Source organism: Bacillus sp. GZB, from assembly GCF_001975995.1.
In the GTDB taxonomy this organism is placed as follows: Bacteria; Bacillota; Bacilli; order Bacillales; family Bacillaceae; genus Bacillus; species Bacillus velezensis.
Window position 1 is genome coordinate 1 of sequence record NZ_MTQG01000010.1, and the last position, 24140, is coordinate 24140.

The following is a 24140-nucleotide window of genomic DNA, read 5'->3' on the forward strand; positions in this document are numbered from 1 at the left end:
CATTCCGCAAGGAAGTAAGATCCCTGAAAGATGATCAGGTTGATAGGTCTGAGGTGGAAGTGTGGCGACACATGGAGCTGACAGATACTAATCGATCGAGGACTTAACCAATTTGAATGTATGCTTATTGTTATCTAGTTTTGAGAGAATTTTTTCAAAAAAACTCTTGCTTTTTCTGAAATACATAGTATAATAATACATGTCACTAAAACGTCTGGTGATGATGGCGAAGAGGTCACACCCGTTCCCATGCCGAACACGGAAGTTAAGCTCTTCAGCGCCGATGGTAGTCGGGGGGTTCCCCCTGTGAGAGTAGGACATCGCCAGGCAGACTTCATTCCGCAGTAGCTCAGTGGTAGAGCTATCGGCTGTTAACCGATCGGTCGTAGGTTCGAATCCTACCTGCGGAGCCATTTATGGAGAGCTGTCCGAGTGGCCGAAGGAGCACGATTGGAAATCGTGTAGGCGGTAACCCCGTCTCAAGGGTTCGAATCCCTTGCTCTCCGCCACTAATTATCAATACATAACAAACGAAAAAATACCAGGGCCCGTTGGTCAAGCGGTTAAGACACCGCCCTTTCACGGCGGTAACACGGGTTCGAATCCCGTACGGGTCACTTATATGATGGAGGATTAGCTCAGCTGGGAGAGCATCTGCCTTACAAGCAGAGGGTCGGCGGTTCGAGCCCGTCATCCTCCACCATTATCATCGCGGGGTGGAGCAGTTCGGTAGCTCGTCGGGCTCATAACCCGAAGGTCGCAGGTTCAAATCCTGCCCCCGCAACCAAAAAAATGGTCCGGTAGTTCAGTTGGTTAGAATGCCTGCCTGTCACGCAGGAGGTCGCGGGTTCGAGTCCCGTCCGGACCGCCATTTATAAAAAGGCTCGGTAGCTCAGTTGGTAGAGCAACGGACTGAAAATCCGTGTGTCGGCGGTTCGATTCCGTCCCGAGCCACCATTTGCCGGTCTAGCTCAATTGGTAGAGCAACTGACTTGTAATCAGTAGGTTGGGGGTTCAAGTCCTCTGGCCGGCACTCTAAATGATGGAGGGGTAGCGAAGTGGCTAAACGCGGCGGACTGTAAATCCGCTCCCTCAGGGTTCGGCAGTTCGAATCTGCCCCCCTCCACCATTTTATAAATAGGGGCATAGTTTAACGGTAGAACAGAGGTCTCCAAAACCTCCGGTGTGGGTTCGATTCCTACTGCCCCTGCCACTATTTTATTTATTCATCTTCAGATTATGGCGGTTGTGGCGAAGTGGTTAACGCACCAGATTGTGGCTCTGGCACTCGTGGGTTCGATTCCCATCAATCGCCCCATTTTATCATTGGGCTATAGCCAAGCGGTAAGGCAACGGACTTTGACTCCGTCATGCGTTGGTTCGAATCCAGCTAGCCCAGTTGCATTTTTTTAAAAACAACAGCATAAGATGTATTAAGTTCTTTTACATGTTGCGGAAGTAGTTCAGTGGTAGAACATCACCTTGCCAAGGTGGGGGTCGCGGGTTCGAATCCCGTCTTCCGCTCCAAATTACGGCGGCATAGCCAAGTGGTAAGGCAGAGGTCTGCAAAACCTTTATCCCCGGTTCGAATCCGGGTGTCGCCTTTCTATTGCCGGGGTGGTGGAATTGGCAGACACACAGGACTTAAAATCCTGCGGTAGGTGACTACCGTGCCGGTTCAAGTCCGGCCCTCGGCACCAATTTAACTTTGAACGAACTATGTTAAATTGGTCATCAATTTTCACATTATAAAATATATATGAGAGTGATTTGCATATTGCAGATCACTTTTTTTATATAATAAAAACGTAATGACTATCAATATAAGTTTCTTGCTTGTATCGTATATACTGCATTACCATTAAAAAAACTTTGCTAAAATCGTTGACGTTTTATGAAATACATGTTATATTTATATACGTCGGTTGAACACGACGCATTACATGCCGGTGTGGCGGAATTGGCAGACGCGCACGACTCAAAATCGTGTTCCTTCTGGAGTGCCGGTTCGACCCCGGCCACCGGTATACAAAGGCTTCTACAATATGTAGAAGCCTTTTTTGTTGTATGAAAATATCCTCCAAAGCTTGTGAAAACATGATACGCGTGCAGATTGTATAAATCCGCTTTTTTCAAAGATACTAACAGCAAGTTCTTTGAAAGAGGTGTTTTTTATGGAAGGGACTTGGGCTTGTCTTATCCCATTTATTCTGGTCATTCCCATTTCAATCATTACAAAGCAAGTGCAATCCGGTCTGTTTGTCGGTTTGCTGGTCGGAAGCTATCTTTTGCATCCCAGCTTGCTTGGCGGGATTGAACATATGGTTCAATATATAATCAGTAATATTGTCGTCACCAATAATATTAGAATCATTGTGTTTCTATATTCATTTGCCGGTCTTGTAGGGATTATAAAGCTGACCGGCGGGATAAAAGGATTCGTCCATTTGATCAGTAAAAAAGTTAAAACCAAAAAAGGTGCGATGCTGCTTGCATGGCTGTCGACATTTGGCACGTTCAGTGAACCGGACTTTCGCATCGTCACAATTGCACCGATCATGAAAGCTTTAAGCAAGCGTCTGGACCTGTCGAAACAGAAAATTGCGTATGCCATTGAGTTTACGGCAAACCCTGTCATTGCCTTGATTCCGATAGCAACGGCATTTGTCGGCTACATGGTTTCCATTATCGGACAGGCCCTCAAAACGTCAGGAATAGATCAGCCGGCTTACACGGTTTATGTGAAAAGTATTCCCTTCAATTTTTTCTCCATTGTGATTATATTAGTCGGAATTTATTACTGCTTTTTTAAGAAACAAAAAGCGGACGAAAGCTTAGAAAAAACAGAAAAGAACGGACAAACTTCTGCTCGCAAACATAACAAAAACACGGAACCGATTCCGCGGAACAGCGGTGTGTTGCTTTCAAAAGGCTCAGGTTCATTCAACATGGAAACAGGGACGATCTCAGATATTCACGGTGGACATACGGGAATGTTCAAAAGTGATGAGCATGCTGACCAGCAGGAGGAGCTGGATTCGGCGCACCGTGCTTATATTAAGGAAACACCGATTCGGCCGTGGAATTTAATCATTCCGATCGGGCTGTTTTTGCTATTAACACTCTTTCTCAGCTGGTGGGACGGCCATTCAAAAGCACAAGGGTTTTTGAATGCTTTTATCAAAAGCGATATGCTTGGCGTCATGTTAACCGCATTATTGGCAGCGGTTATTGCAGCATTTGCTCTTTTTATGTTTCAGCGTTTTCATGCAGGCGAGCTTGTTACCCATTTTATTAAGGGCGGAAACGAATTGGTCAACGTTATTATTATGTTATCGCTGATTTGGGCCGTAACAGCAGTATCTGAAGACCTGGGATTCTCGAAATATGTTACTTCTCATTTAACGTCCTGGATCCCCCATATGTTTATTGCGCCGTCTCTTTTTATACTGGGGGCTGTTATATCCTATTTTATCGGGTCATCCTGGGGGACTTGGGGGCTTTTAATGCCGCTCGGCGTAACGCTGGCGGTTCAGTCACATACCAGCTTATTATTAGCGATCGGGGCCGTGTTTGCGAGCGGAACATTTGGAGCGTTTGCTTCTCCTCTCAGTGATAATACGGTGACAACCTGTACGGTGTTGGGGATCGATGTTGTGAAGTATGCCCGTTCGAAGCTTGTTCCGGCGCTTATCGCCGCTGGGATCTCCGTTGTGTTATACGGTGCGTTTTCATTTTTTAGATAACAAATACTTTTTGAAGGCGTTATCCGAAATTGGGATAACGCCTTTTTATGAGCTGTTATACTAGAGGAAAAAAGAGGTGATGACATTGAAGCAAATTATTGCAATGGGCGGCGGGGGGTTTTCCATGGAGCCGGATCATCTTGTGCTGGATCAGTATATTTTAGAGCAGTCGGCGCGGTCAAAGCCGAAAGTTTGTTTTTTGCCGACGGCAAGCGGAGATTCGGAGAATTATATCGGCAGGTTTTATCAGGCCTTTCAAAAGCTGCGGTGTGAGCCGGATCACTTATCGCTGTTTAAACCGCCGGGTTCTGATCTCAGATCCTTTCTCATGAAGAAAGATATTATATATGTCGGAGGCGGAAATACGCGCAATATGCTTGTCTTATGGAAAGAGTGGGGGCTTGACCTTATTCTTCGTGAGGCTTGGGAAAACGGCATCATGTTGGCGGGTCTCAGCGCCGGGGCGATTTGCTGGTATGAAGAAGGATTGACGGATTCAGCTGGAGACTTGAGAGAGTTAAGAGCTTTAGGATTTTTGCCGGGCAGCTTTTGTCCGCACTATGACGGAGAAGCGGAGCGCCGGCCGGTGTATCACCGTCTGATTTCAGAAAAGAAACTCAAGGAGGGCTATGCCGCTGATGACGGCGCTGCGCTTCATTATAAAGACGGTCAGCTGTTCCAGGCTGTCTCTTCCCGGGAAACCGCAAAGGGTTATCGGGTTTTTAATACCGAAGAAGGCGTTCGGGAAACAGAGCTTATGACTGTCCCATTATCTGAATTTTGATAATATGCTTTTTTTTGTACACAACTTGTGTTACGATGAGAGCGAAATCAATAGTTACTGGGGGTGCCCGTCTGAGCGGGCTGAGAGAGAAGCGGCGGCTTCTTAACCCTTTGGACCTGATCTGGTTCGTACCAGCGTGGGGAAGTAGAGGTTTTATTATTGTTGAGGACAACAATAATAGTTTCTTTCTGACTGCAAAACCGGGTTCTTCTTTGAACCCGGTTTTTTTATGCTGGTGCTGAGCTTGGTTCTGTTATTCAAATGATAAAGGAGAGATTTGTATGCAAAATCAATCAGTACAGCAAGCGAACATTTCCATTATGTCGAGTTTTTCCGGCAGTAAAAAGGTTTATGCAGAAGGTTCTTCGCCCGATATACGAGTGCCGATGCGGGAAATCAGTCTGAGGGCGACTACGGGGGCATTCGGGGAAGAGGAGAATGCGCCGGTCCGTGTTTATGATACGAGCGGGCCGTATACAGACCCGGATGTACAAATTGATATTCATGAAGGGCTGGGGGCGCTCCGCACAAAGTGGATTACCGGGCGCGAAGATGTAGAAGAATATAACGGACGGACCGTGAAGCCTGAAGACAACGGTTATAAAAAAGAAGATCATGCTGCCGAATACCCAGGCCTACAGCGGAAACCGCTTCGGGCCAAGCCGGGGAAAAATGTAACACAATTGCATTATGCGAGAAAAGGCATCATTACGCCGGAAATGGAGTTTATCGCAATTCGCGAGCATGTGTCTCCCGAATTTGTCAGGGAAGAGGTGGCGAGCGGACGGGCGATTATTCCTTCTAACGTCAATCACCCGGAAAGCGAGCCGATGATTATCGGCCGGAATTTTCATGTGAAAATTAATGCCAATATCGGCAACTCGGCTGTTACATCTTCTATCGAAGAAGAAGTCGAAAAAATGACGTGGGCGATTCGCTGGGGCGCCGATACGATGATGGATTTATCAACGGGAAAAGACATTCATACGACGCGTGAATGGATTATCCGCAACTGCCCCGTGCCTGTGGGGACGGTGCCGATTTATCAGGCGCTTGAAAAAGTGAATGGCATTGCCGAGGATTTAACGTGGGACATTTATCGTGACACATTGATTGAGCAGGCGGAGCAGGGCGTGGATTATTTCACCATCCATGCCGGCGTACTGCTTCGTTACGTCCCGTTAACAGCCAAACGCACGACGGGAATCGTATCCCGCGGCGGGGCGATTATGGCGCAATGGTGCCTCGCTCATCATCAGGAAAGCTTTCTGTACACGCATTTTGAAGAAATTTGTGAAATCATGAAGGCCTATGATATCGCTTTTTCACTTGGTGACGGGCTTCGCCCCGGTTCGATTGCGGATGCCAATGATGAAGCGCAATTTGCGGAATTGGAGACTCTCGGAGAATTGACGGAGATTGCGTGGAAGCACGATGTGCAAGTGATGATCGAAGGACCGGGTCATGTGCCGATGCATAAAATTAAGGAAAACATGGACAAGCAGCTGGAAATTTGTAAAGAGGCTCCTTTTTACACGCTCGGGCCATTAACGACGGATATCGCTCCGGGTTATGACCACATTACTTCAGCAATCGGCGCGGCGATGATCGGCTGGTACGGGACGGCGATGCTTTGCTATGTCACGCCGAAGGAGCATTTGGGGCTGCCGAATCGTGATGATGTAAGAGAAGGCGTCATTACGTACAAAATCGCGGCACATGCCGCAGACCTTGCTAAAGGGCATCCGGGTGCACAGATCCGTGACGATGCTCTGTCTAAGGCGCGGTTTGAATTCCGTTGGCGTGATCAATTTCATTTGTCTCTTGATCCTGAAAGAGCAATGGAATATCATGATGAAACGCTGCCGGCTGAAGGCGCAAAAACGGCTCACTTCTGTTCGATGTGCGGTCCGAAGTTCTGCAGTATGAGAATCTCTCAGGATATTCGTGATTATGCGAAGGAAAACGGACTTACTGAAGACGAGGCCGTCAATGAAGGGCTGAAAGAAAAAGCAAAAGAGTTTGCAGAGAAGGGAAGCCGCTTATATCAATAAAAGAAAAGATGAAGATGGAGTTTGCCCATCTTCATCTTTTTTAGAAAAACGGTGAACGGCGAAGCGGCGGAATGCTCTGCTCAAAGCGGAATATATTTTCGGGATCATATTTCGTTTTGACTTGACGGAGGCGGTGAACATTTTCTCCGTAATATGTTTGCAGCCAGTTTCTGATTTCTCTATCAGGCCAATTCACGTAATCTCCCATCGTTTCTCTTGATAGGGACGTTCTCAATCCTTCGATCCAGCGGACATTTTGTCTTTCTTCTTCAGCAGATGTCCAAGTTGTAATATATTCTTGGGCAATGATTGCGTTGCGATAGTAGAATGCCGTTTGGTCCGGAGCGATCCGTCCGGCCGCCCCGCCGAGAGATTGCTGCCAGACACTGGCGTTTTCGTTCGGAGCGTGCTCTAAATAGCGCTTTAAAGTGGAAATCGCGCGTGTTGATAATGGTTTTTCAATAAAGGATCCTGACCGCTTCATCTTTTGCGGCTGATTGCCTCCCGGGCTGTTAAAAAAGGCTGCCGCTTTAATAAATGGCACTGTCTTGACCATGCCGCTTGTCGGTTTTCCCGCTTTCATTAACGGAGCCAGCAGTTCTTTCAGCTCATCCTTTGTCCCGGTAAATTGACCGAGCGCTTCTATGCGGTTTACTTCCTTAGGCCAAAACTGAATTGATGAGGTAAGCCGGTTGTCTGTAAATGGAGCCCAGCGCTGCCATGTGTTAAATACTTCCTCAAAATCATCCCAGCCCCAAGTGACAGAAAAAACAGATACGCACGAGATCGGCACGGCTTTAAACATCATGGATGTGACAATGCCGAAGTTGCCTCCCCCTCCTCCCTGAGACGCCCAAAATAGATCAGAGTGCTTTGAACGATTGACTGTGATCAAGTCAGCACCCGCTTTTTCGTCTGCTATGATCATTTCGAGCTGGAGGAGACGATCGCAAGTAAGTCCGGCTGTCCTTGTTAAATATCCGATTCCTCCCCCGAGCGTCAGCCCCGTGATTCCCACATTCGCAATGGTTCCCGCAGGAAGGGTCAAGCCGTACCGCCAGAGTGTCCGGTAGACTTCCCCCAATTCGGCTCCCGCTTCAATCGAGACCAGCCGCTTATCCTCATTTACTCTTATTTTCTTCATTTCACTGAGATCAATGACTAGTCCGTCATTTAACAGGGAAAAATTTTCGTAGCTGTGTCTTCCGCCTCTGATACGGAAAGGCACATTGTTCTCACGTGCCCATCTCAGCGCATTGAGGGCGTCATGTTTATTTTGACAAAACACAATGATGTCTGGATATCTTTGCAGGCTTAAATTGATATTGGTTCTCGCAGCATTATAGTCCGGGTCATCTTTTTTGACGATGCGACCGGTCAATGTTGTCTTTTCCACATTCTCACTCACTTTCACTTGTAATCTGCTATGTTTTCTAGCATATGCGGAAAAATGAGAGAGTGTATGAGGAAAACCCCCGGAAGGAAACGATATTTTAAATTATAGTTGACAGGTAGGGATTGTGTGAATTAACATAATCATTACATATTTCCAAACGATGGCTGATCGGATCACCGAAGGCTCTTATCTTTTAAACAGATAAGGGCCTTTTTTGCGTGAAAGTCATTGAATGAAATGAAAAGCGGAGGGATGAAAAGTGGCGTTAAAAAAGGTATCACATGTGCGCAAACAGAGCAAAAAACGAAAAAAGTACAGAAAACGCACATTGAATTTCGAACTGCTTGTAGAGAAAAACAAACGGGAGATTATGAGAAATGAGGAACAGATGGAGCAGATTTATATAAAGATAGATGAAAAGCATGCGGGGGTTCGATAAAGATGAAGGAGAGAAAATGGAGGATAAAAACAACGGTACTCGGGCTGTCGGTATCCATCATGTTATCAGGGTGCGCGTTAGGGAGTGCTGGAGAAGAACCGTCATCTGCGGCGGATAAAAAGGATGAAACACGTATCGCCCATGTCAAGACAAAGGAATTTAAAGCTTCTCATCCGGCGGCGATTCCCGCTAAATCGAAAGCCAGAACTGACACTTTTGTTGCTGGGATTTCCGCGCCGGGCGGCGTGTTTCTGCCGTACTTTTACGAAAACGGCTGGGACGGAAATGCGACAGATCCTATTTTTGAACCGTTAGTCAAACTGGATAAAACGGGGAAGCCTGCCCCGGCTCTTGCGGAAAGCTGGAAAATTTCCAAAGATCAGCTTACATACACGTTCCGTTTAAGAAAAAATCTCGTTTTCAGCGACGGTTCACCGCTGACCGCAAAGGATGCCGCATTCACTTTAACACTGCTGCATGATCCTGCATACGCGGGCTATGAAGATATCACCACGGCCTATATTAAAGGCGGCAAGGCTTACAAAGAAGGAAAGGCAAAGACGATAGAAGGCATTCGCGTCCTTGATGACAGAACCATTCAAATCACGACTGAGAAAGTCAGTGCGAAGTCGCTGCTTCTTTTAGGCGGGCAGGTGCTGTCAGAAGCTTACTACGGAAAGAATTATCGATTCGGCAAACTGGACTATTTAAAAGAGCTTTATGCCAAACCGCTCGGAGCGGGGCCTTACCAATTTACAGAATATCTTCCGGGACAGGAAATACGCTATCAGGCTAATGAACACTATTATGCCGGAAAACCGAAAACGGAAAAGCTGATTTATAAAATTATCGATCCGTCAACTTCCCTTCAGCTGTTTGAAACGGGTGACCTTGATTACGCTTCTTTCTCACCTGATGATGATACGGTTCAGCACTTAAAAAGTCTCGGTTTTGCCAATATAAGCGTATCTGTCGTGAATGATTACGGGCTTGTGTACGTCAATCACAAGCGTCCGCCTTTTCAAGATAAGAAAGTGTCCCAGGCGCTTATTTACGGACTTGACCGTCAAAAAATCGTCGATGTCCGCTTTAAACGCTACGGAGAGGTCGCAAATGTTCCGGTGTCTCCGGTTTCGTGGGCTTATGATGACAAAGGTGTCAATCGGTACGCGTTTAACCCTGAAAAAGCCAAAAAGCTTCTCGATGAAGCAGGCTGGAAAACGGGCAAAGACGGTGTACGTGAAAAAAACGGCAAAAAGCTTGAAATCAGCTATTACACGTCTAAAGCGGATGATGATTTCATCCCGATCGCGAAAGAAAATTACGCGGACATCGGAATCGCATTAAAACCGGAAGTGATGGATTTTAATACGGAAGTAGCGAAAATAAATGACAAACAATATGACCTTGCCGCCGTTTCCACCTCGCAGATTCTTGATCCGAATGACACGGTGGAAAAGCTGGCTTCCGGCCATCCCAATAATGTAACGGGATATTCCAATCCGAAAGCGGACCGGCTGATAGAGAAAGGAGCCGGCACGCTTGATATCAGCAAAAGAAAAGAGATTTATCACCAGCTGTACCGGGAGCTCGGGGAAAACCCGCCTTACATTCTGATTCATTACCGTCAGAGCGCAAGGGCGGTCAGCGGAAAAATAAAAGGGCTTGAGCCTGACAATTATTCTGGAATCAGTTCAAGTCTCTCAAATGTCTCAATTCAATAGAACGGTTGGGCAAAATACCCGGTGCATCCTGGGGATTTTGCCCTTTCAGCGGAAAGGAGGGGCTTTTTATGAAACGGTATGCCGCAGAACGATTCATTCAAATGCTTGTGATCTTATTCGGTACGTCCTTTATTATTTTTTTCTTATTCGCCATGCTGCCGGGCGACTATATTGATTCCAATGTCAATCTGACTCCGGAAAGAGCGAAGGAGTTAAAAGCGCTTTACGGGCTGGATCAGCCGATTTGGCAGCGCTATGTGACGTGGCTCGGAAATGTGCTCAGCGGAGATTTTGGGTTTTCTTTGAAATATCAGGAGAACGTCCTGTCACTGCTTCGGAAATATGTCTGGAATTCGTTTTTTGTCGCGTTTTTGGCGTTGCTTGTCACATGGTCAGCCGCGATGATAACGGGTGTCATATCCGCTGTCAGGAAATACTCATGGTTTGACGGGAGCGTGACGTTTCTTGTTTTTGCTTCCATGGCGTTCCCGTCTTTTTTTATCAGCCTTCTGTTTATTAAGTGGTTTGGGGTGGATTTGAAAATATTGCCCGTCGGCGGGATGATTGATACCGGAAGCACGAGTACAGGTTTTTCGTACGTGCTTGAAGCCGCCAGACATATGATTCTTCCGGTCGTGATTTTATCTATGCTCGGCATCGGCGCGCTGACAAGGTATTTCCGCTCCGGCATGCTGGACGTGATCAGACAGGATTATATCAGAACGGCGAGAGCGAAGGGATTGAAAGAGCGCACCGTCATCTGGAAACATGCGTTGAAAAACGCGCTCATTCCGGCCATCACCCTGCTTGCTTTTGAACTGCCGGGACTGTTTTCCGGAGCCATCATTATTGAACAGATTTTCGGGTGGCCGGGTGTCGGACGTATTCAGCTGGAATCTGTGCATTATCGTGATTATCCGGTTTTGATGGCGTTTACCTTGTTTTTGTCTTGTTTAACGATTGTGGGGAACTTCTTGGCGGATATCGCTTATGCCGCGGTTGATCCGCGGGTCAGGCTGAAATAGGGGGTGTTCGGAATGAAAAAACAAAAAGGGGTGCCGCCTTCTCTTTGGAAGCAGACGTACCGCCGCCTGCTGCAGCATAAGCTGACGGTCGTCAGTCTTCTTTTCTTATGTTTTATGTTTTTATTGTGCTTTATCGGGCCGTCTTTTTCTCCGTACATAACAGATCGGACGGATATTTCAAATGCCAATCAGCAGCCGGGAATCCATCATTGGCTGGGAACCGACCAGTACGGGAGAGATGTGCTGACGAGGCTGATGCTGGCGGGGCAGATTTCTCTGACTGTGGGGCTTGCTTCAATGGTGCTGTCGCTTGTCATCGGTTCTTTACTCGGGGCTGCGGCCGGATTTTATCGGGGAGCCGCTGATATGATCATTATGCGCATCGCTGATATGCTCATGTCCATCCCGGGACTGCCGCTGCTTTTGATTTTGGCTGCGGTGATGTCGGAGTGGAAAGTGCCTTCTGAATACAGAATGTACCTGATTATGATGATGTTAAGCCTGATCGGATGGCCCGGTTTGGCGCGGCTTGTACGCGGACAGATTTTGTCGCTGAAGGAGCAGCCGTTTATGATGGCCGCGGAAGTTTTGGGGCTTAGTGATAAACGGAAAATCCTCTATCATTTGCTTCCCAATACATTGCCGTTATTACTGGTAGCGGCGACTTTGCATGTGGCGGGAGCGATGCTGAGTGAATCGGCGCTGAGTTTTCTCGGGCTTGGCGTTGCTCCGCCGACACCTTCTTGGGGAAACATGATGGAAGCGGCGAATCATTTTATGGATTTTACACTCCGCCCGTGGCTGTGGATTCCGCCGGGAACGGCCATTTTTCTGACCGTTGTGGCGATTCATCTGCTTGGAGACGGTTTAAGAGACGCTTTTGATCCTAAGGTAAAACGGCAGGTGAAAATGAAATGAAAAAACCGCTTTTAGAAGTAAGGCATTTGGAAACGGCTTTTTATACAGAGGAGGGGGCGGTAAGGGCCGTGGACGATGTCAGCTTTACGATACATGAGGAGGAAACGGTTTGTATTGTAGGGGAGTCCGGCTGCGGGAAAAGCATGGCGTCATTGTCCATTATGCAGCTTCTTCCCGAGACGGGGAGAATCGAACGGGGAGCGGTGCATTTTTCCGGACGGAACCTGTTGGAATTGAAACCAAAAGACATGCAGAAAATCCGCGGCAGCGAAATCGGGATGATATTTCAGGAACCGATGACATCTTTGAATCCGGTGTTTACGATCGGTGAGCAGCTGACCGAACCGATTCGCGAACATTTGTTGCTGAGTAAGAAAGAAGCGTGGCGGAAGGCCGTTGAACTGATCACGTTAGTGGAGATCCCGCATGCCGAGCAGGTTATGCACCGATATCCTCATGAGCTGAGCGGCGGCATGCTGCAGCGCATCATGACGGCTGTCGCGCTAAGCTGCGAACCGAAATTGATCATTGCCGACGAGCCGACGACAGCGCTTGACGTAACCATTCAGGCGCAGATATTGGATTTATTGCGGGATATGAAAAAGCAATTTCGCACGTCTATTTTATTCATTACTCATGACCTTGGCGTGGTTGCTGAAATGGCTGATTATGTGATTGTCATGTATGCGGGAAAAATTGTGGAGGAAGGACCGGTTGCAAAGCTGTTTTCTGATCCGAAGCATCCGTATACGAAAGGGCTGCTCGCGGCCAAGCCGGTTATCGGTCAAAGAAGGGAGATGCTGTACACCATTCCGGGGCAGGTCCCCGAGCTTGCGGACCTGTCGGGATCGTCTTGTTATTTTGCGGACCGATGTGAACACAGCACGGAAATATGCTGGAAATCGAGCCCGAATTTTACTGAATTCGGGAAGGGGCATCAGGCGGCGTGCTGGCTTTATAGAGAGGAGAAAGCGGATGAGTGATGTGTTGCTGGAGGTCAAGGGGCTGAAAAAATATTACGAGGAGCATGGGGGGATGAGAAAGACCCGCAAAAATCCCGTAAAAGCAGTTGACGGTGTCAGTTTTACGATAGGAAAGGGAGAAGTGTTCGGCTTAGCGGGAGAATCGGGCAGCGGAAAGTCATCAATCGGCAAGACCATTTTGAGGCTTCATGAAAAAACAGAGGGAGAGGTGTTTTTTCAGGGGCGTGATGTGTTTCGGATGAGCCGGCGCGAGCTCAAAACTTTCAGATCGGAAGCGCAGCTCATTTTTCAAGATCCGTTCAGTTCTTTAAATCCCCGGCGCCGGATCGGAGAAGCCATCGGTGAAGCGATGATCGAGCATCAATTGGCGGTAAAGCGGAACGCGCGTGATAAAGCGGCGGAAGTTCTTGAAGCCTGCGGACTTTCCGCAAACTTTATCGATCGATATCCGCATGAATTTTCCGGAGGGCAGCGGCAGCGGATCGTGATTGCAAGAGCGATGGCGCTCAAGCCGCAATTTATCATTATGGATGAACCCGTGGCGGCGTTAGATGTCTCCATCCAGGCGCAGATGATCAATTTGTTCAGCAGCCTTCAAAAACAGCACGGGCTGTCATATTTGTTCATTTCTCATGATTTAAGCGTGGTGGAGCACTTATGTACGAAGGTCGCCATTATGTATTTAGGGACGATTGTGGAATACGCGTCAAAGGAGGAGCTCTTTTCACGGCCGCTTCACCCTTATACGAAAGCGCTGTTATCAGCCGTGCCTGTTCCTGATCCCGGAGCGAAAAGGGAGCGGATAATTTTAAAGGGTGATATACCGAGCCCCTCTGATCCGCCTTCAGGCTGTAAATTCCGAACGAGATGCCCGGCAGCCAAGAAGATATGTGCTGAGAAAAGTCCGGCGCTGTCAGAAAAAGGGCTTCATCATTTTGCGGCATGCCACTTCGTGTAATTGAGAAAAAAACGGTTTTATTGATAATAAACAGGAAAAACCTGCCGGGCAGACCGGCAGGTTTTTTGATGTTATTTTGGTGATGGCAGTCCGAGTCCTTCGGCAACGCGTCTGCCGTACTCAGGATCAGCCTTGTAGAAGTGGCCGATCTGGCGCAGCTTAATTTCTTCTTTTTCCACAGGTTTCATCGCACTGACGATATTGGCGACAAGGCGCGCGCGCTCTTCCTCGCTCATCAGGCGGTACAGGTCGCCGGCTTGTGTGTAATGATCATGATGATTATAGCTTACACTGTCAGCGAAACCTGATACAGGATATGCCGCCTGTTTATCTTCAGGTGACTCTTTCGGGCCGCCGAAGCTGTTAGGCTCGTAATAGACGGAGCGGCCGCCGTTATCATCAAAACGCATTTGTCCGTCACGCTGATAGTTTTTCACTTCATTGCGGGAACGGTTGATCGGCAGCGCCTGATGGTTCGCGCCGACACGGTAGCGATGCGCGTCATGGTATGCGAACAACCGGCCTTGAAGCATTTTGTCAGGTGAGACGTCGACGCCGGGGACTAATGTGCCGGGAGAGAACGTCGCCTGTTCTACTTCCGCAAAGTAATTTTCCGGATTGCGGTTCAGAACCATGCGGCCGACTTCAATGAGCGGATAGTCTTTTTGAGACCATACTTTTGTGACGTCAAACGGATCAAAGCGATATGTGTTTGCGTCTTCTAACGGCATGATTTGAACATATAATTTCCATGCGGGGAAATCGCCGTTTTCAATCGCATTGAACAAATCTTCCGTATGGTAATCGGGATTTTCGCCCGCGATTTTTGCGGCTGTATTAACATCAAGGTTTTTCACGCCTTGCTCTGTTTTAAAGTGATATTTAATCCAGACGCCTTCGCCTTTATCATTTGTCCATTTAAATGTATGGCTTCCGAATCCGTGCATATGGCGAAGAGTCGCCGGAATGCCCCGGTCTGACATCAGAATGGTTACCTGGTGCAGGGATTCCGGCGACAGAGACCAGAAATCCCAAACGGCCGTCGGATTTTTCAGATGTGTTCTCGGATCTCTTTTTTGTGTATGGATAAAGTCAGGGAACTTGATGGCATCGCGGATGAAGAACACGGGTGTATTGTTTCCGACGATGTCGTAGTTTCCTTCTTCTGTATAAAACTTAACGGCAAATCCGCGCGGGTCGCGCACTGTGTCACTAGAGCCCAGTTCGCCCGCAACGGTTGAGAAACGGATGAAGAGCGGCGTGCGTTTACCGACTTCTGACAGAAATGCGGCTTTCGTATATTTTGTAACGTCATTTGTGACTTCAAAATAACCGTGTGCGCCCGCGCCTTTTGCGTGAACGACACGCTCGGGAACGCGTTCTCTGTTAAAGTGCGCCAATTTCTCAAGCAGATGGACGTCTTGTATTAAAGCAGGACCGCGATCGCCGGCCGTCATTGAGTTTTGGTTATCTCCGACAGGAGCGCCCCAGCTGGTTGTCAATTTATTTGAACTCATGTGATCACCTCTTTAGATTTATAAAAATATAATATCACCTATCAGTAAAAAGTCAATATTATTTTATAATGATTATAAAATAATTATTTTTATTATCGAAAAAAGAGTCTGGTTTTGAAAACCTACTTGACTGACGGGAATAATGAGTTTAAGATGAGAAAAAATAGAAACCGCTGACTTGGACACAAGAGGCTCTTATTCTTCACTGGATAAGGGCCTTTTTCTATTGTCAGGCGGTTAGGGAGGCGGCGATTGTATGCTTTTCCGGCAGCATTTTAAACCTGTCGATATTCACGGTCATCTGCCGTACAGCCTTTATTTTGGCAAAAACGATAAGACATTTTCCGATTATAACCGGGAGCGGTCAGAAAGAATGAATCTGACTTGGGACTTTCCTGATCCGCATGATGTTGATGGCGATGAGGGCGAAATCGCTTTGATGACAAGATGGGAGAATGAATTAGATAAGTACGGCATTGACGTGCTGAATTTTTTAACAGCAGAGAGCAATGACCGGATGGCGGCGTTTATTCAAGCCAATCCCGCGAGATTTACCGGATTTGCATATCATCCTTTGGAGCGGGAGGATGCGTATGAAGAGCTGAAAAGAGCGGTAGAAGAGCTCGGTCTGAAAGGATATAAACTGTTCGGGCCGCTGACAGACATCGATTTTCATGATCCGTCGCTGAAAAAGCTGTGGACTTATTTAGCTGACAAAAGGCTGCCTGTATTAATTCACTTTGGGCTTTTAGGAAGAGCGGGGGGCATTGTCAGCCATCGCAACATCAACCCGCTCTCCATCTATCGCGTCGCGAGAGAGTATGCTGATATACCGTTCATCATTCCGCATTTCGGCGCCGGATATTATCAGGAACTGCTGCAGCTGTGCTGGAGCTGCCCGAATGTGTATATTGACACGTCCGGCTCAAATCAGTGGATGAGGTGGATGCCGTACCCGCTTGATTTGGAAATTCTGTTTCGAAAGACATCTGAATTAATCGGTGCTGAACGGATCATCTTCGGGACGGATTCGAACGGATTTCCGAGAGGATATGTATACAGATATCTTCAGGAGCAGGTGAGGACCTGCCGGGAAATCAATATGCGGGAAGAAGATATAGAAAACATTTTCGGCAACAACGCGCGGACATTATTGAAAATCGCCCGTCAAGAAAAGGAAGTAAATACGTGATACAGCCGATGCGCTCTCTGGCGGGGTTATGCCGGAGGGCGTATTTTAATCCTTATAAAAAACAGTTGACAAGTCGGAATAATTTGAATTAACATGATATTCAAATTTAAAAACAAACGGGTTGCCGATCGGACCGCCGAAGGCTCCCATCTCTGCAAGCAATCGGAGATGGGGGCCTTTTTGTTTTTCGATCGCACGCGGCAGAAAGAGAGGGGAAGACAGATGGCTGTAACCATCAGCATACAAGAAAAAGCTTTTGAGCATGAAGGCCGGAAAACGCCGGTGCTGAATGATATTGAGCTGTCAATTGCATCGGGAGAATTTTTGACTGTCATCGGTCCGAGCGGATGCGGCAAAAGCACGCTTTTAAAATTGATTGCCGGTCTTGATACCGATTATAAAGGCTCTGTCACAATAAACGGCCGCAATGTGTCGGGACCGGGCATCCGGCAGGGATTTATCTTTCAGGAGCACCGGCTGTTTCCCTGGCTGACGGTAAAACAAAACATCGCTGCCGATCTCAATATGAACGACCCGGCCGTTCGGAAAAAAGTGGATGATCTGATTGAGGTTGTCAGGCTGCAGGGAGCGGAGAACGCTTATCCGCGCGAATTATCCGGCGGCATGTCGCAGCGGGTTGCCATCGCCAGAGCTCTTTTGCGCGAGCCGGAGGTGCTGCTTTTAGATGAACCGTTCGGGGCGCTTGACGCTTTTACGAGAAAACATTTGCAGGATGTGCTGCTTGATATATGGCGCGAGAAAAAAACGACGATGATTCTGGTCACGCATGATATTGATGAATCCGTCTATTTAGGCGATAAGCTGGCGATCCTCAGGGCAAAGCCCGGCCGGCTGCACAGCCTGATGCCGATTCAGCTTCCGCATCCGCGCAATCGGACGTCAGCGGATTTTCAGGCCGTCCGGCAGAAGGTGCTTTCGGATTTTGAGAAAACGGAAGACCTCCGGTTTGCGGATGGGTCCGGGATATAGAAGGGACGAAGCGAAGTGAAAAAAATCATCATTCTTTTAGCCGCAGCAGTCATGATATCAGCCGGATGCAGTGCAAACGGGACAGGAGGGAGCGGGAAAATGGTGAAAGAAATCCGGATCGGCATCCAGCAGAGTTTAAGCCCGCTTCTCATTGCCAAGGAAAAAGGCTGGTTTGAAGAGGCCTTCAAAAAAGACGGAATAAAAGTAAAATGGGTCGAATTCCAAAGCGGTCCTCCGCAATTTGAAGGTCTTGCCGCCGATAAGCTTGATTTTTCCCAGGTCGGCAATTCACCGGTCATTTCCGGTCAGGCGGCAGGAATTGATTTTAAAGAGATCGGGCTGTCTCAGGACGGGTTAAAGGCAAACGGCATTCTCGTAAACAAGGGCAGCGGGATTCAGAGCCTGAAAGAATTGAGAGGTAAAAAAATCGCCGTAGCCAAAGGCAGCAGCGGCTTTGATTTTCTCTATAAAGCTTTAGATAAAGCGGGGCTTTCCGCCGATGATGTCACCATCATCCAGCTTCAGCCTGATGAGGCGGTTTCCGCTTTTGAAAACAAATCAGTTGACGCATGGTCCATTTGGGAGCCGTATTTGTCGATTGAAACGCTGCAGCACGGGGCGGAAATATTGGCGAACGGAGAAAGCACAGATTTATATTCTCCCGGTTTCACGTTAGTCAGAACGGGATTTTCCAAAGAACACCCGGATGAGGTGGTCCGTTTTCTGAAAGTGTTCAATAAAGCAGTTACATGGCAAAAGGAACACAAAGATGAAGCTGTCTCCTTATATGCGAAAATCAAACATCTTGATCCGAAAGTCGTCAGAAACGTGCTTAACAATACTGAGCCTCTCAATGAACCGATCAATGATGATATTGTCAAAGCCCAGCAGGAAACCGCTGATTTTCAATATCAAACAAAAGCGATTCATAAGAAAATTCATGTAAAAGACGTTGTTGACAATTCATTTATTAAAAAAGCGCTTGAAACGGGGGATGGCAAGTAATGAAAGCAGAAGCATCAACGGCTGCCGGCGCAATAAGCCAATCAGAAAAGAAAGCTCTGGCAAGATCCCGGAAGTATTCATACCAATGGATGAAGGGGGTTGTACTCCCGGCTGCGGTCATCGCAGTATGGCAGTTTATCGCAAGTCTGGGCATCGTCTCGGCCACGGTGCTCCCGTCGCCTGTCGTCATCTTGCAGACGTTTCAGGAACTTCTTCTTTCAGGTGAACTTTGGGGTCATTTAGAGATCAGCTTATACCGGGCGGCTGCCGGATTTCTGCTTGGCGCTGGCCTCGGAATTGTTTTCGGGCTGCTGGTCGGTTTCTCAAAGCGGACGGAAGCATATCTTGATCCGTCTCTGCAAATGCTCAGAACGGTTCCGCACTTGGCCGTGACTCCTCTGTTCATTTTGTGGTTCGGATTTGATGAGACATCAAAAATTCTGCTGATCGCATTGGGGGCTTTTTTCCCCGTGTACATTAATACGTTTCTCGGAATCCGCAGTGTGGACGCGAAGCTGTTTGACGTCGCGCGGGTGCTGGAATTTAACTGGTATCAGCAGATGACGAAATTAATTCTTCCGGCATCTCTGCCGAATATCCTGCTCGGCATCAGGCTCTCTCTGGGCATTGCGTGGCTCGGTCTTGTGGTGGCGGAACTGATGGGATCGAGCGAGGGCGTCGGTTATATGATTATGGATGCCAGACAATTTTCACAGACAAATAAGGTGTTTGTCGGCATTATCATTTTTGCGGCTGTCGGCAAGCTGACAGATGCATTGGTCAGAATGCTCGAACGGAAACTATTAAAATGGCGGAACAGTTATGAAGGGTAACCTATTAAAAAAGGAGAGATTCATATGGAGATTCTTTGGTTTATTCCGACGCATGGTGACGGCCGGTATTTAGGGACGCAAACGGGAGGGAGGACGGCGGATCATCTTTATTTTAAACAAGTGGCACAGGCGGCGGACAGACTCGGGTATACGGGGGTTCTGCTGCCGACGGGGAGATCATGTGAAGACCCGTGGCTGACGGCTGCCGCTTTAGCGGGGGAAACGAGTGACTTGAAATTTTTAGTGGCGGTCCGTCCGGGACTGATGCAGCCGTCTGTCGCCGCGAGAATGGCGTCGACAATGGATCGGCTGTCAGACGGCCGTTTGCTCGTAAATGTCGTAGCGGGCGGAGATCCTTATGAACTGGCGGGAGACGGCATGTTTATCAGCCACGATGAACGTTATAAGGCGACTGAAGAATTTTTAACCGTCTGGCGCGGACTCATGCGGGGCGAAACGGTGACATATGAAGGGGACCATATCAAAGTGGAAAACAGCAATCTGCTGTTTCCTCCAAAACAGTCTCCGCATCCGCCATTATATTTCGGCGGTTCATCACAGGCGGGAATTGAGGCTGCGGCGAAACATACAGATGTCTATTTAACATGGGGAGAGCCGCCGGAGCAGGTAAAAGAAAAGATTGAAACCGTTAAAAAACAGGCTGCCAAGGAAGGAAGGACAATGCGTTTTGGCATCAGACTTCACGTGATTGTCCGGGAGACTGAAGAAGAGGCATGGGAAGCGGCTGAACGGTTAATCAGCCACTTAGACGAAGAGACGATTGTGAAAGCGCAGGCTGCGCTCCGGCGCGCTGATTCATCGGGACAAAAACGGATGGCCGATCTCCATAACGGTGACCGCTCGAAGCTTGAGATCAGCCCGAATCTCTGGGCCGGCATCGGACTGGTCAGAGGCGGAGCGGGCACGGCGCTTGTCGGTGATCCGAAGATTGTCGCTGCTCGAATTTTAGAGTATCAGGCACTCGGCATTGAGTCGTTTATCTTTTCAGGCTACCCGCATCTGGAAGAAGCTTATTATCTGGCTGAACTCGTGTTTCCGCTTCTGCCGTTTCAGAATGAACGGACTAAAAAGCTTGAGCGCAGACTGGGTGAAGCAATGGGCAACAACCATTTTGCAAGAGGAAATAAAGCGACAGTCTGATGACGTCGCAAGGCGGATAATTGACGGCGGGCGCTTTCTGCGGTTTCATTTCCGGGGAAATGCCGGCAGTGAAGGCGGGTATTCACCCGCCTTTTTAAGCGCTTAGCTTGCACGATACTCATATGGATGATATGATACAAAACGTAATTATTACGATTTGTTAGGAGTGCTGAAATGGCAAAAAAATCAAAAGTGATCAAAGAGCTCAAGCGGCAGAAGCTTGTTGAACGATATGCGGACATCCGAAGAGAATTAAAGGCAAAAGGAGACTGGGAAGCGTTGAGCAAACTGCCGCGTGATTCTGCTCCGGCCAGGCTTCATAACCGCTGTACGGTGACGGGGCGGCCCCGCGGATATATGAGAAAATTTAAACTGTCCAGAATCGCATTCAGGGAGCTGGCCCATAAAGGCCGGATTCCCGGGGTGAAAAAAGCGAGCTGGTAATGTAAAAAACTCCGGATCTGTCATGAACCGGAGTTTTTGCCGTGCTTATGAAAAGTGAAAACATAAGCCAAATGCTGAATCATCATCAGAATGAAAATCAAAAGAATTGGAAAAAAGGGTAGATGCGGCTGAATCAGCGGATAAAACAAAAGCAGAACGGCTGCGGCCGGCAATGAGAAGTAAACGGCGATATACGAGGAACGGCAAGCTTTAGCCGTCATCATTCGTTCTCTTTCATCCTGTTCCTCAAATTCATCGGGCACAAGCCTGTGCTTTTTGCCGTTTCGTTTTTTCTTTTCGGCATAGATATACAATGCGGCACAAACGGTAAACAGCAGAAACGGAGTGATATTCAGCTCAAATGAACCGCTCCCCTCCGTTTGGAAAAACTGAGCGATCCGCGGCGCCGCTTCCATTAAGGAAATAAGCGTCCAGCAGGCCAATCCGTAGAGTGCAAGGTGAAAACACGCTTTTATTTTCAAACTCATTTTTTCTCCTCCTCCAGCCAGAAAACTTCCTCCATCGGCAGGGAGAAAGCCCGGCAGATGTTAAGCGCCAATAAAAGTGAAGGCACATAATCTCCTTTTTCAATCGCTGCAATCGTCTGTCTGGTGGCTCCGGCTTCTTTTCCGAGCGTTTCCTGAGAATAGCCGAATCTGGCTCTCAGCTCTTTTACTTTATTTTTCATCATCAGGCGTACCTCAAGTTTTCTTCTTTTTCATATTGTATGATATATTTAACAAAATGTAAACCCAACTTAACATGTGGACAAAAAAAGAATTTTTTTCGACAAATTTTTTAACATTCCCTTGACGAAAAAAAAATATACATGTAATATTAGAAACATCAAATCGCTACTGACAAAAAAGAACTTTGATGCGGGTGTAGTTTAGTGGTAAAACCTCAGCCTTCCAAGCTGATGTCGTGAGTTCGATTCTCATCACCCGCTCCATACATACGTTATTAACGCAGTGTTTCGTTTCTCTGATAAACGAAGTATTGCGTTTTTTTATGTGAAAAAAGACACGAAAGGCGTGTCTTTTTATGAAAGCCAAGAGACGGTATGCGTGCCTCCGTGAATTTGTTCAAACATTTTTGTTAAGGATGATAGCAGCTCATCCGCCGCGTCGGCATGAAATGAAGGCGGGAAAAAGATCAGCTGCAGCATTTTCTTTGTGCCGGGCGTGACAGGGCGGGTATTGATATGTCCGGTGAAGTCGCCGAAAACGCCGTCCGGGCCGGAGAAGGACAGTACGCTTTCTTTTTCTCCGATCGTAATTGAAATTGGTTCATCTATTTCTGCGGCATCATACGCCATGATAGGCAATGAATATTTCAAGGAGAAAAAAAGTATGGTATCATGGGCTGAATTCACACTTTCAATGAATCGTTCCCGGGAAATATCGCCGAGCATAAGCTCCATCGGCGTTTTTTGTCCTGAAAAGGCGGGACTGAGCTGTTCCAATATACGCGCCCACTCTTTTACAAAAGGCTGCTCATCTATACCGCCGTCAGCATAATCAAAGTAAAGAGATTCTTGAAATAAACGGAGGCGGCCTTTCAGCATTTGCGGAGCAGGCCCGACTTCGATCTGTTCATATAAGACGGCTGCCGCTTTGATCCCCGGCACCCGTTCAGCAATAAGTGGATCTAAACTGATGTTCAAGTGTGTTCACTCCATTTCGGGATGATAAAACTCTATTATACCTGTGCGGGAGCCTGATCACAAAGAAAGGAGGCTGTGCAAAAAATGAATATTCATAAACTGAAAGAGGAATTAATCGAATACGCCAAAAGCATCGGAGTCGACAAAATCGGGTTTACGACGGCTGATACGTTCGACAGTCTGCGAGACCGGCTGATTCTTCAGGAATCACTCGGCTATTTATCCGGGTTTGAAGAGCCGGATATTGAAAAAAGGGTCACTCCGTCTTTGCTTCTCCCGAAAGCCAAATCGATTGTCGCCATCGCCCTTGCTTATCCTTCCAAAATGAAAGATGCCCCGAGGAGCACAAGGGACGGGCGGCGCGGCATTTTTTGCAGAGCTTCCTGGGGGAAGGATTATCATGACGTGCTGCGCGAAAAGCTTGATCTGCTGGAGAATTTTCTCCAAAGCAAACATGAGGATATCCGCACAAAGTCAATGGTGGATACAGGAGAATTGTCCGACAGGGCCGTGGCTGAACGGGCGGGAATCGGCTTCAGCGCCAAAAACTGCATGATCACCACGCCTGAATACGGTTCTTACGTCTATCTGGCTGAAATGATCACCAATCTGCCCTTTGAACCGGATGTGCCGATTGAAGATATGTGCGGTACGTGCACAAAATGTTTAGACGCGTGTCCGACCGGCGCACTCGTCAATCCCGGACAGCTTAACGCCCAGCGCTGTATTTCGTTCCTGACCCAGACAAAGGGATTTTTGCCGGATGAGTTCCGCACGAAAATCGGAAACCGTCTGTATGGCTGTGACACGTGCCAGACGGTCTGTCCGATTAATAAGGGGAAAGATTTTCATCTTCATCCGCAGATGGAGCCTGATCCGGAGATCGCAAAGCCGCTGTTAAAGCCGCTTTTGACCATAAGCAACCGCGAATTTAAAGAAAAATTCGGACATGTATCGGGATCATGGCGCGGCAAGAAGCCGATACAGCGGAATGCGATTTTAGCTTTGGCTCATTTTAAAGATGCCTCGTCTCTTCCGGAATTAACGGCCTTGATGCACCAAGATCCGCGTCCCGTCATCAGGGGGACGGCCGCCTGGGCCATCGGGAAAATCGGTGACCCTGATTATGCGGGGGAATTAGAAAAAGCGCTTCAAAAGGAGCAGGATGAGGAAGCCATACGGGAAATTGAAAAGGGACTGGAGCTGTTATCGGTTTCTGATAAGACTAAAACCGGCCGGTCCTGACATATGTATAGAGAAAAAGCACTTGGCCGGAGTTCAAGTGTTTTTTCTTTATAAAACAGT

General features: G+C 47.8%; 21 protein-coding genes, 17 tRNA genes, 2 rRNA genes and 1 riboswitch. Of the genes, 35 read left to right on the forward strand and 5 right to left on the reverse strand.

The features are described from left to right. From BXO87_RS00105 to thiC, 21 genes are all read left to right on the forward strand, one after another. Positions 1-111: ribosomal RNA gene (locus BXO87_RS00105) — 23S ribosomal RNA — on the forward strand; the annotation flags it as partial. Positions 112-213: 102 nt separating this feature from the next. Further along, positions 214-329: ribosomal RNA gene (gene rrf / locus BXO87_RS00110) — 5S ribosomal RNA — on the forward strand. A gap of 9 nt (positions 330-338) precedes the next feature. After that, a tRNA-Asn gene (locus tag BXO87_RS00115) sits at positions 339-413 on the forward strand. A gap of 5 nt (positions 414-418) precedes the next feature. Then, positions 419-509: transfer RNA gene (locus BXO87_RS00120), tRNA-Ser, on the forward strand. A gap of 36 nt (positions 510-545) precedes the next feature. Then, a tRNA-Glu gene (locus tag BXO87_RS00125) sits at positions 546-617 on the forward strand. Between the two features lie 10 nt (positions 618-627). Continuing rightward, a tRNA-Val gene (locus tag BXO87_RS00130) sits at positions 628-703 on the forward strand. A 7-nt stretch (positions 704-710) separates the two neighbouring features. Then, positions 711-787, forward strand: a tRNA-Met gene (locus BXO87_RS00135). A gap of 7 nt (positions 788-794) precedes the next feature. Continuing rightward, positions 795-871: transfer RNA gene (locus BXO87_RS00140), tRNA-Asp, on the forward strand. 10 nt (positions 872-881) lie between these two features. Then, a tRNA-Phe gene (locus BXO87_RS00145) sits at positions 882-957 on the forward strand. Between the two features lie 3 nt (positions 958-960). After that, a tRNA-Thr gene (locus BXO87_RS00150) sits at positions 961-1033 on the forward strand. Between the two features lie 11 nt (positions 1034-1044). Continuing rightward, a tRNA-Tyr gene (locus BXO87_RS00155) sits at positions 1045-1129 on the forward strand. A gap of 10 nt (positions 1130-1139) precedes the next feature. After that, positions 1140-1213 (forward strand) — tRNA-Trp (locus BXO87_RS00160). Positions 1214-1242: 29 nt separating this feature from the next. Further along, positions 1243-1318: transfer RNA gene (locus BXO87_RS00165), tRNA-His, on the forward strand. Positions 1319-1327: 9 nt separating this feature from the next. Further along, positions 1328-1399 (forward strand) — tRNA-Gln (locus BXO87_RS00170). A 53-nt stretch (positions 1400-1452) separates the two neighbouring features. Continuing rightward, positions 1453-1527 (forward strand) — tRNA-Gly (locus BXO87_RS00175). A gap of 6 nt (positions 1528-1533) precedes the next feature. Continuing rightward, positions 1534-1604: transfer RNA gene (locus BXO87_RS00180), tRNA-Cys, on the forward strand. A gap of 7 nt (positions 1605-1611) precedes the next feature. Then, positions 1612-1700, forward strand: a tRNA-Leu gene (locus tag BXO87_RS00185). A gap of 245 nt (positions 1701-1945) precedes the next feature. Further along, positions 1946-2027 (forward strand) — tRNA-Leu (locus BXO87_RS00190). 147 nt (positions 2028-2174) lie between these two features. Beyond that, positions 2175-3746 (forward strand): Na+/H+ antiporter NhaC family protein, encoded by a 1572-nt coding sequence (locus BXO87_RS00195; protein WP_038457379.1) that lies wholly within the window; start codon positions 2175-2177, stop codon positions 3744-3746. Positions 3747-3831: 85 nt separating this feature from the next. After that, positions 3832-4530 (forward strand): Type 1 glutamine amidotransferase-like domain-containing protein, encoded by a 699-nt coding sequence (locus BXO87_RS00200; RefSeq protein ID WP_038457381.1) that lies wholly within the window; start codon positions 3832-3834, stop codon positions 4528-4530. A gap of 49 nt (positions 4531-4579) precedes the next feature. Further along, positions 4580-4690, forward strand: a riboswitch (TPP riboswitch). A gap of 121 nt (positions 4691-4811) precedes the next feature. Continuing rightward, positions 4812-6584 (forward strand): phosphomethylpyrimidine synthase ThiC, encoded by a 1773-nt coding sequence (gene thiC, locus BXO87_RS00205; RefSeq protein ID WP_038457382.1) that lies wholly within the window; start codon positions 4812-4814, stop codon positions 6582-6584. Positions 6585-6624: 40 nt separating this feature from the next. On the opposite strand, the gene BXO87_RS00210 is transcribed toward thiC, so the two are convergent. Continuing rightward, positions 6625-7980, reverse strand: a complete 1356-nt coding sequence (locus BXO87_RS00210; RefSeq protein WP_038460670.1) for an FAD-binding oxidoreductase — start codon at positions 7978-7980, stop codon at positions 6625-6627. A 259-nt stretch (positions 7981-8239) separates the two neighbouring features. On the opposite strand from BXO87_RS00210, the gene BXO87_RS00215 reads away from it, so the two are divergent. From BXO87_RS00215 to BXO87_RS00240, 6 genes are all read left to right on the forward strand, one after another. Then, positions 8240-8419 (forward strand): FbpB family small basic protein, encoded by a 180-nt coding sequence (locus BXO87_RS00215; RefSeq protein WP_038457383.1) that lies wholly within the window; start codon positions 8240-8242, stop codon positions 8417-8419. Positions 8420-8421: 2 nt separating this feature from the next. Next, the gene (locus BXO87_RS00220) at positions 8422-10143 is read left to right on the forward strand and encodes an ABC transporter substrate-binding protein (RefSeq protein WP_038457384.1); all 1722 of its coding nucleotides are present in this window, start codon (positions 8422-8424) and stop codon (positions 10141-10143) included. Positions 10144-10211: 68 nt separating this feature from the next. Next, the gene (locus tag BXO87_RS00225) at positions 10212-11168 is read left to right on the forward strand and encodes an ABC transporter permease (RefSeq protein ID WP_038457386.1); all 957 of its coding nucleotides are present in this window, start codon (positions 10212-10214) and stop codon (positions 11166-11168) included. A gap of 12 nt (positions 11169-11180) precedes the next feature. Next, complete coding sequence (gene opp4C, locus BXO87_RS00230) at positions 11181-12086, forward strand: oligopeptide ABC transporter permease (protein ID WP_038457388.1); 906 nt, start codon at positions 11181-11183, stop codon at positions 12084-12086. Next, positions 12083-13069, forward strand: coding sequence for an ABC transporter ATP-binding protein (locus tag BXO87_RS00235; RefSeq protein ID WP_038457390.1), 987 nt, complete (start codon positions 12083-12085; stop codon positions 13067-13069). The genes opp4C and BXO87_RS00235 overlap by 4 nt, the downstream gene beginning before the upstream one ends. After that, entirely contained in the window at positions 13062-14027 is a 966-nt protein-coding gene (locus tag BXO87_RS00240; protein ID WP_015417084.1) for an ABC transporter ATP-binding protein, read from the forward strand. The genes BXO87_RS00235 and BXO87_RS00240 overlap by 8 nt, the downstream gene beginning before the upstream one ends. 71 nt (positions 14028-14098) lie before the next feature. On the opposite strand, the gene katA is transcribed toward BXO87_RS00240, so the two are convergent. After that, positions 14099-15544, reverse strand: coding sequence for a catalase KatA (gene katA, locus BXO87_RS00245; protein WP_003155420.1), 1446 nt, complete (start codon positions 15542-15544; stop codon positions 14099-14101). A 256-nt stretch (positions 15545-15800) separates the two neighbouring features. Between katA and BXO87_RS00250 the strand changes: the two genes are divergently transcribed. The 6 genes from BXO87_RS00250 to rpsN all read left to right on the forward strand — a co-directional run bounded on the left by BXO87_RS00250 (position 15801) and on the right by rpsN (position 21169). Beyond that, positions 15801-16736, forward strand: coding sequence for an amidohydrolase family protein (locus BXO87_RS00250; protein WP_032874194.1), 936 nt, complete (start codon positions 15801-15803; stop codon positions 16734-16736). Between the two features lie 222 nt (positions 16737-16958). Beyond that, positions 16959-17726, forward strand: a complete 768-nt coding sequence (locus BXO87_RS00255) for an ABC transporter ATP-binding protein (RefSeq protein WP_038457391.1) — start codon at positions 16959-16961, stop codon at positions 17724-17726. Between the two features lie 15 nt (positions 17727-17741). After that, positions 17742-18731, forward strand: a complete 990-nt coding sequence (locus tag BXO87_RS00260; protein WP_038457393.1) for an aliphatic sulfonate ABC transporter substrate-binding protein — start codon at positions 17742-17744, stop codon at positions 18729-18731. After that, entirely contained in the window at positions 18731-19564 is an 834-nt protein-coding gene (locus tag BXO87_RS00265; protein ID WP_007610243.1) for an ABC transporter permease, read from the forward strand. Before BXO87_RS00260 ends, BXO87_RS00265 begins: the two co-directional genes overlap by 1 nt. 24 nt (positions 19565-19588) lie before the next feature. After that, complete coding sequence (gene ssuD, locus BXO87_RS00270) at positions 19589-20725, forward strand: FMNH2-dependent alkanesulfonate monooxygenase (RefSeq protein ID WP_038457395.1); 1137 nt, start codon at positions 19589-19591, stop codon at positions 20723-20725. Positions 20726-20899: 174 nt separating this feature from the next. Further along, positions 20900-21169, forward strand: coding sequence for a 30S ribosomal protein S14 (gene rpsN / locus BXO87_RS00275; RefSeq protein WP_038457396.1), 270 nt, complete (start codon positions 20900-20902; stop codon positions 21167-21169). A 20-nt stretch (positions 21170-21189) separates the two neighbouring features. Here rpsN and BXO87_RS00280 read toward each other — a convergent pair whose 3' ends face one another. Beyond that, the gene (locus BXO87_RS00280) at positions 21190-21657 is read right to left on the reverse strand and encodes a hypothetical protein (RefSeq protein WP_038457397.1); all 468 of its coding nucleotides are present in this window, start codon (positions 21655-21657) and stop codon (positions 21190-21192) included. Next, entirely contained in the window at positions 21654-21857 is a 204-nt protein-coding gene (locus BXO87_RS00285) for a helix-turn-helix transcriptional regulator (RefSeq protein WP_003155407.1), read from the reverse strand. Before BXO87_RS00285 ends, BXO87_RS00280 begins: the two co-directional genes overlap by 4 nt. Positions 21858-22047: 190 nt before the next feature. Here BXO87_RS00285 and BXO87_RS00290 point away from each other — a divergent pair. Then, positions 22048-22121, forward strand: a tRNA-Gly gene (locus tag BXO87_RS00290). A gap of 90 nt (positions 22122-22211) precedes the next feature. Here the strand turns inward: BXO87_RS00290 and BXO87_RS00295 are convergent. Further along, entirely contained in the window at positions 22212-22835 is a 624-nt protein-coding gene (locus tag BXO87_RS00295) for a hypothetical protein (protein WP_038457399.1), read from the reverse strand. An 84-nt stretch (positions 22836-22919) separates the two neighbouring features. Here BXO87_RS00295 and queG point away from each other — a divergent pair, with 84 nt between their 5' ends. Then, the gene (queG, locus tag BXO87_RS00300; protein WP_015239452.1) at positions 22920-24080 is read left to right on the forward strand and encodes a tRNA epoxyqueuosine(34) reductase QueG; all 1161 of its coding nucleotides are present in this window, start codon (positions 22920-22922) and stop codon (positions 24078-24080) included. Positions 24081-24140 lie beyond the last annotated feature (60 nt).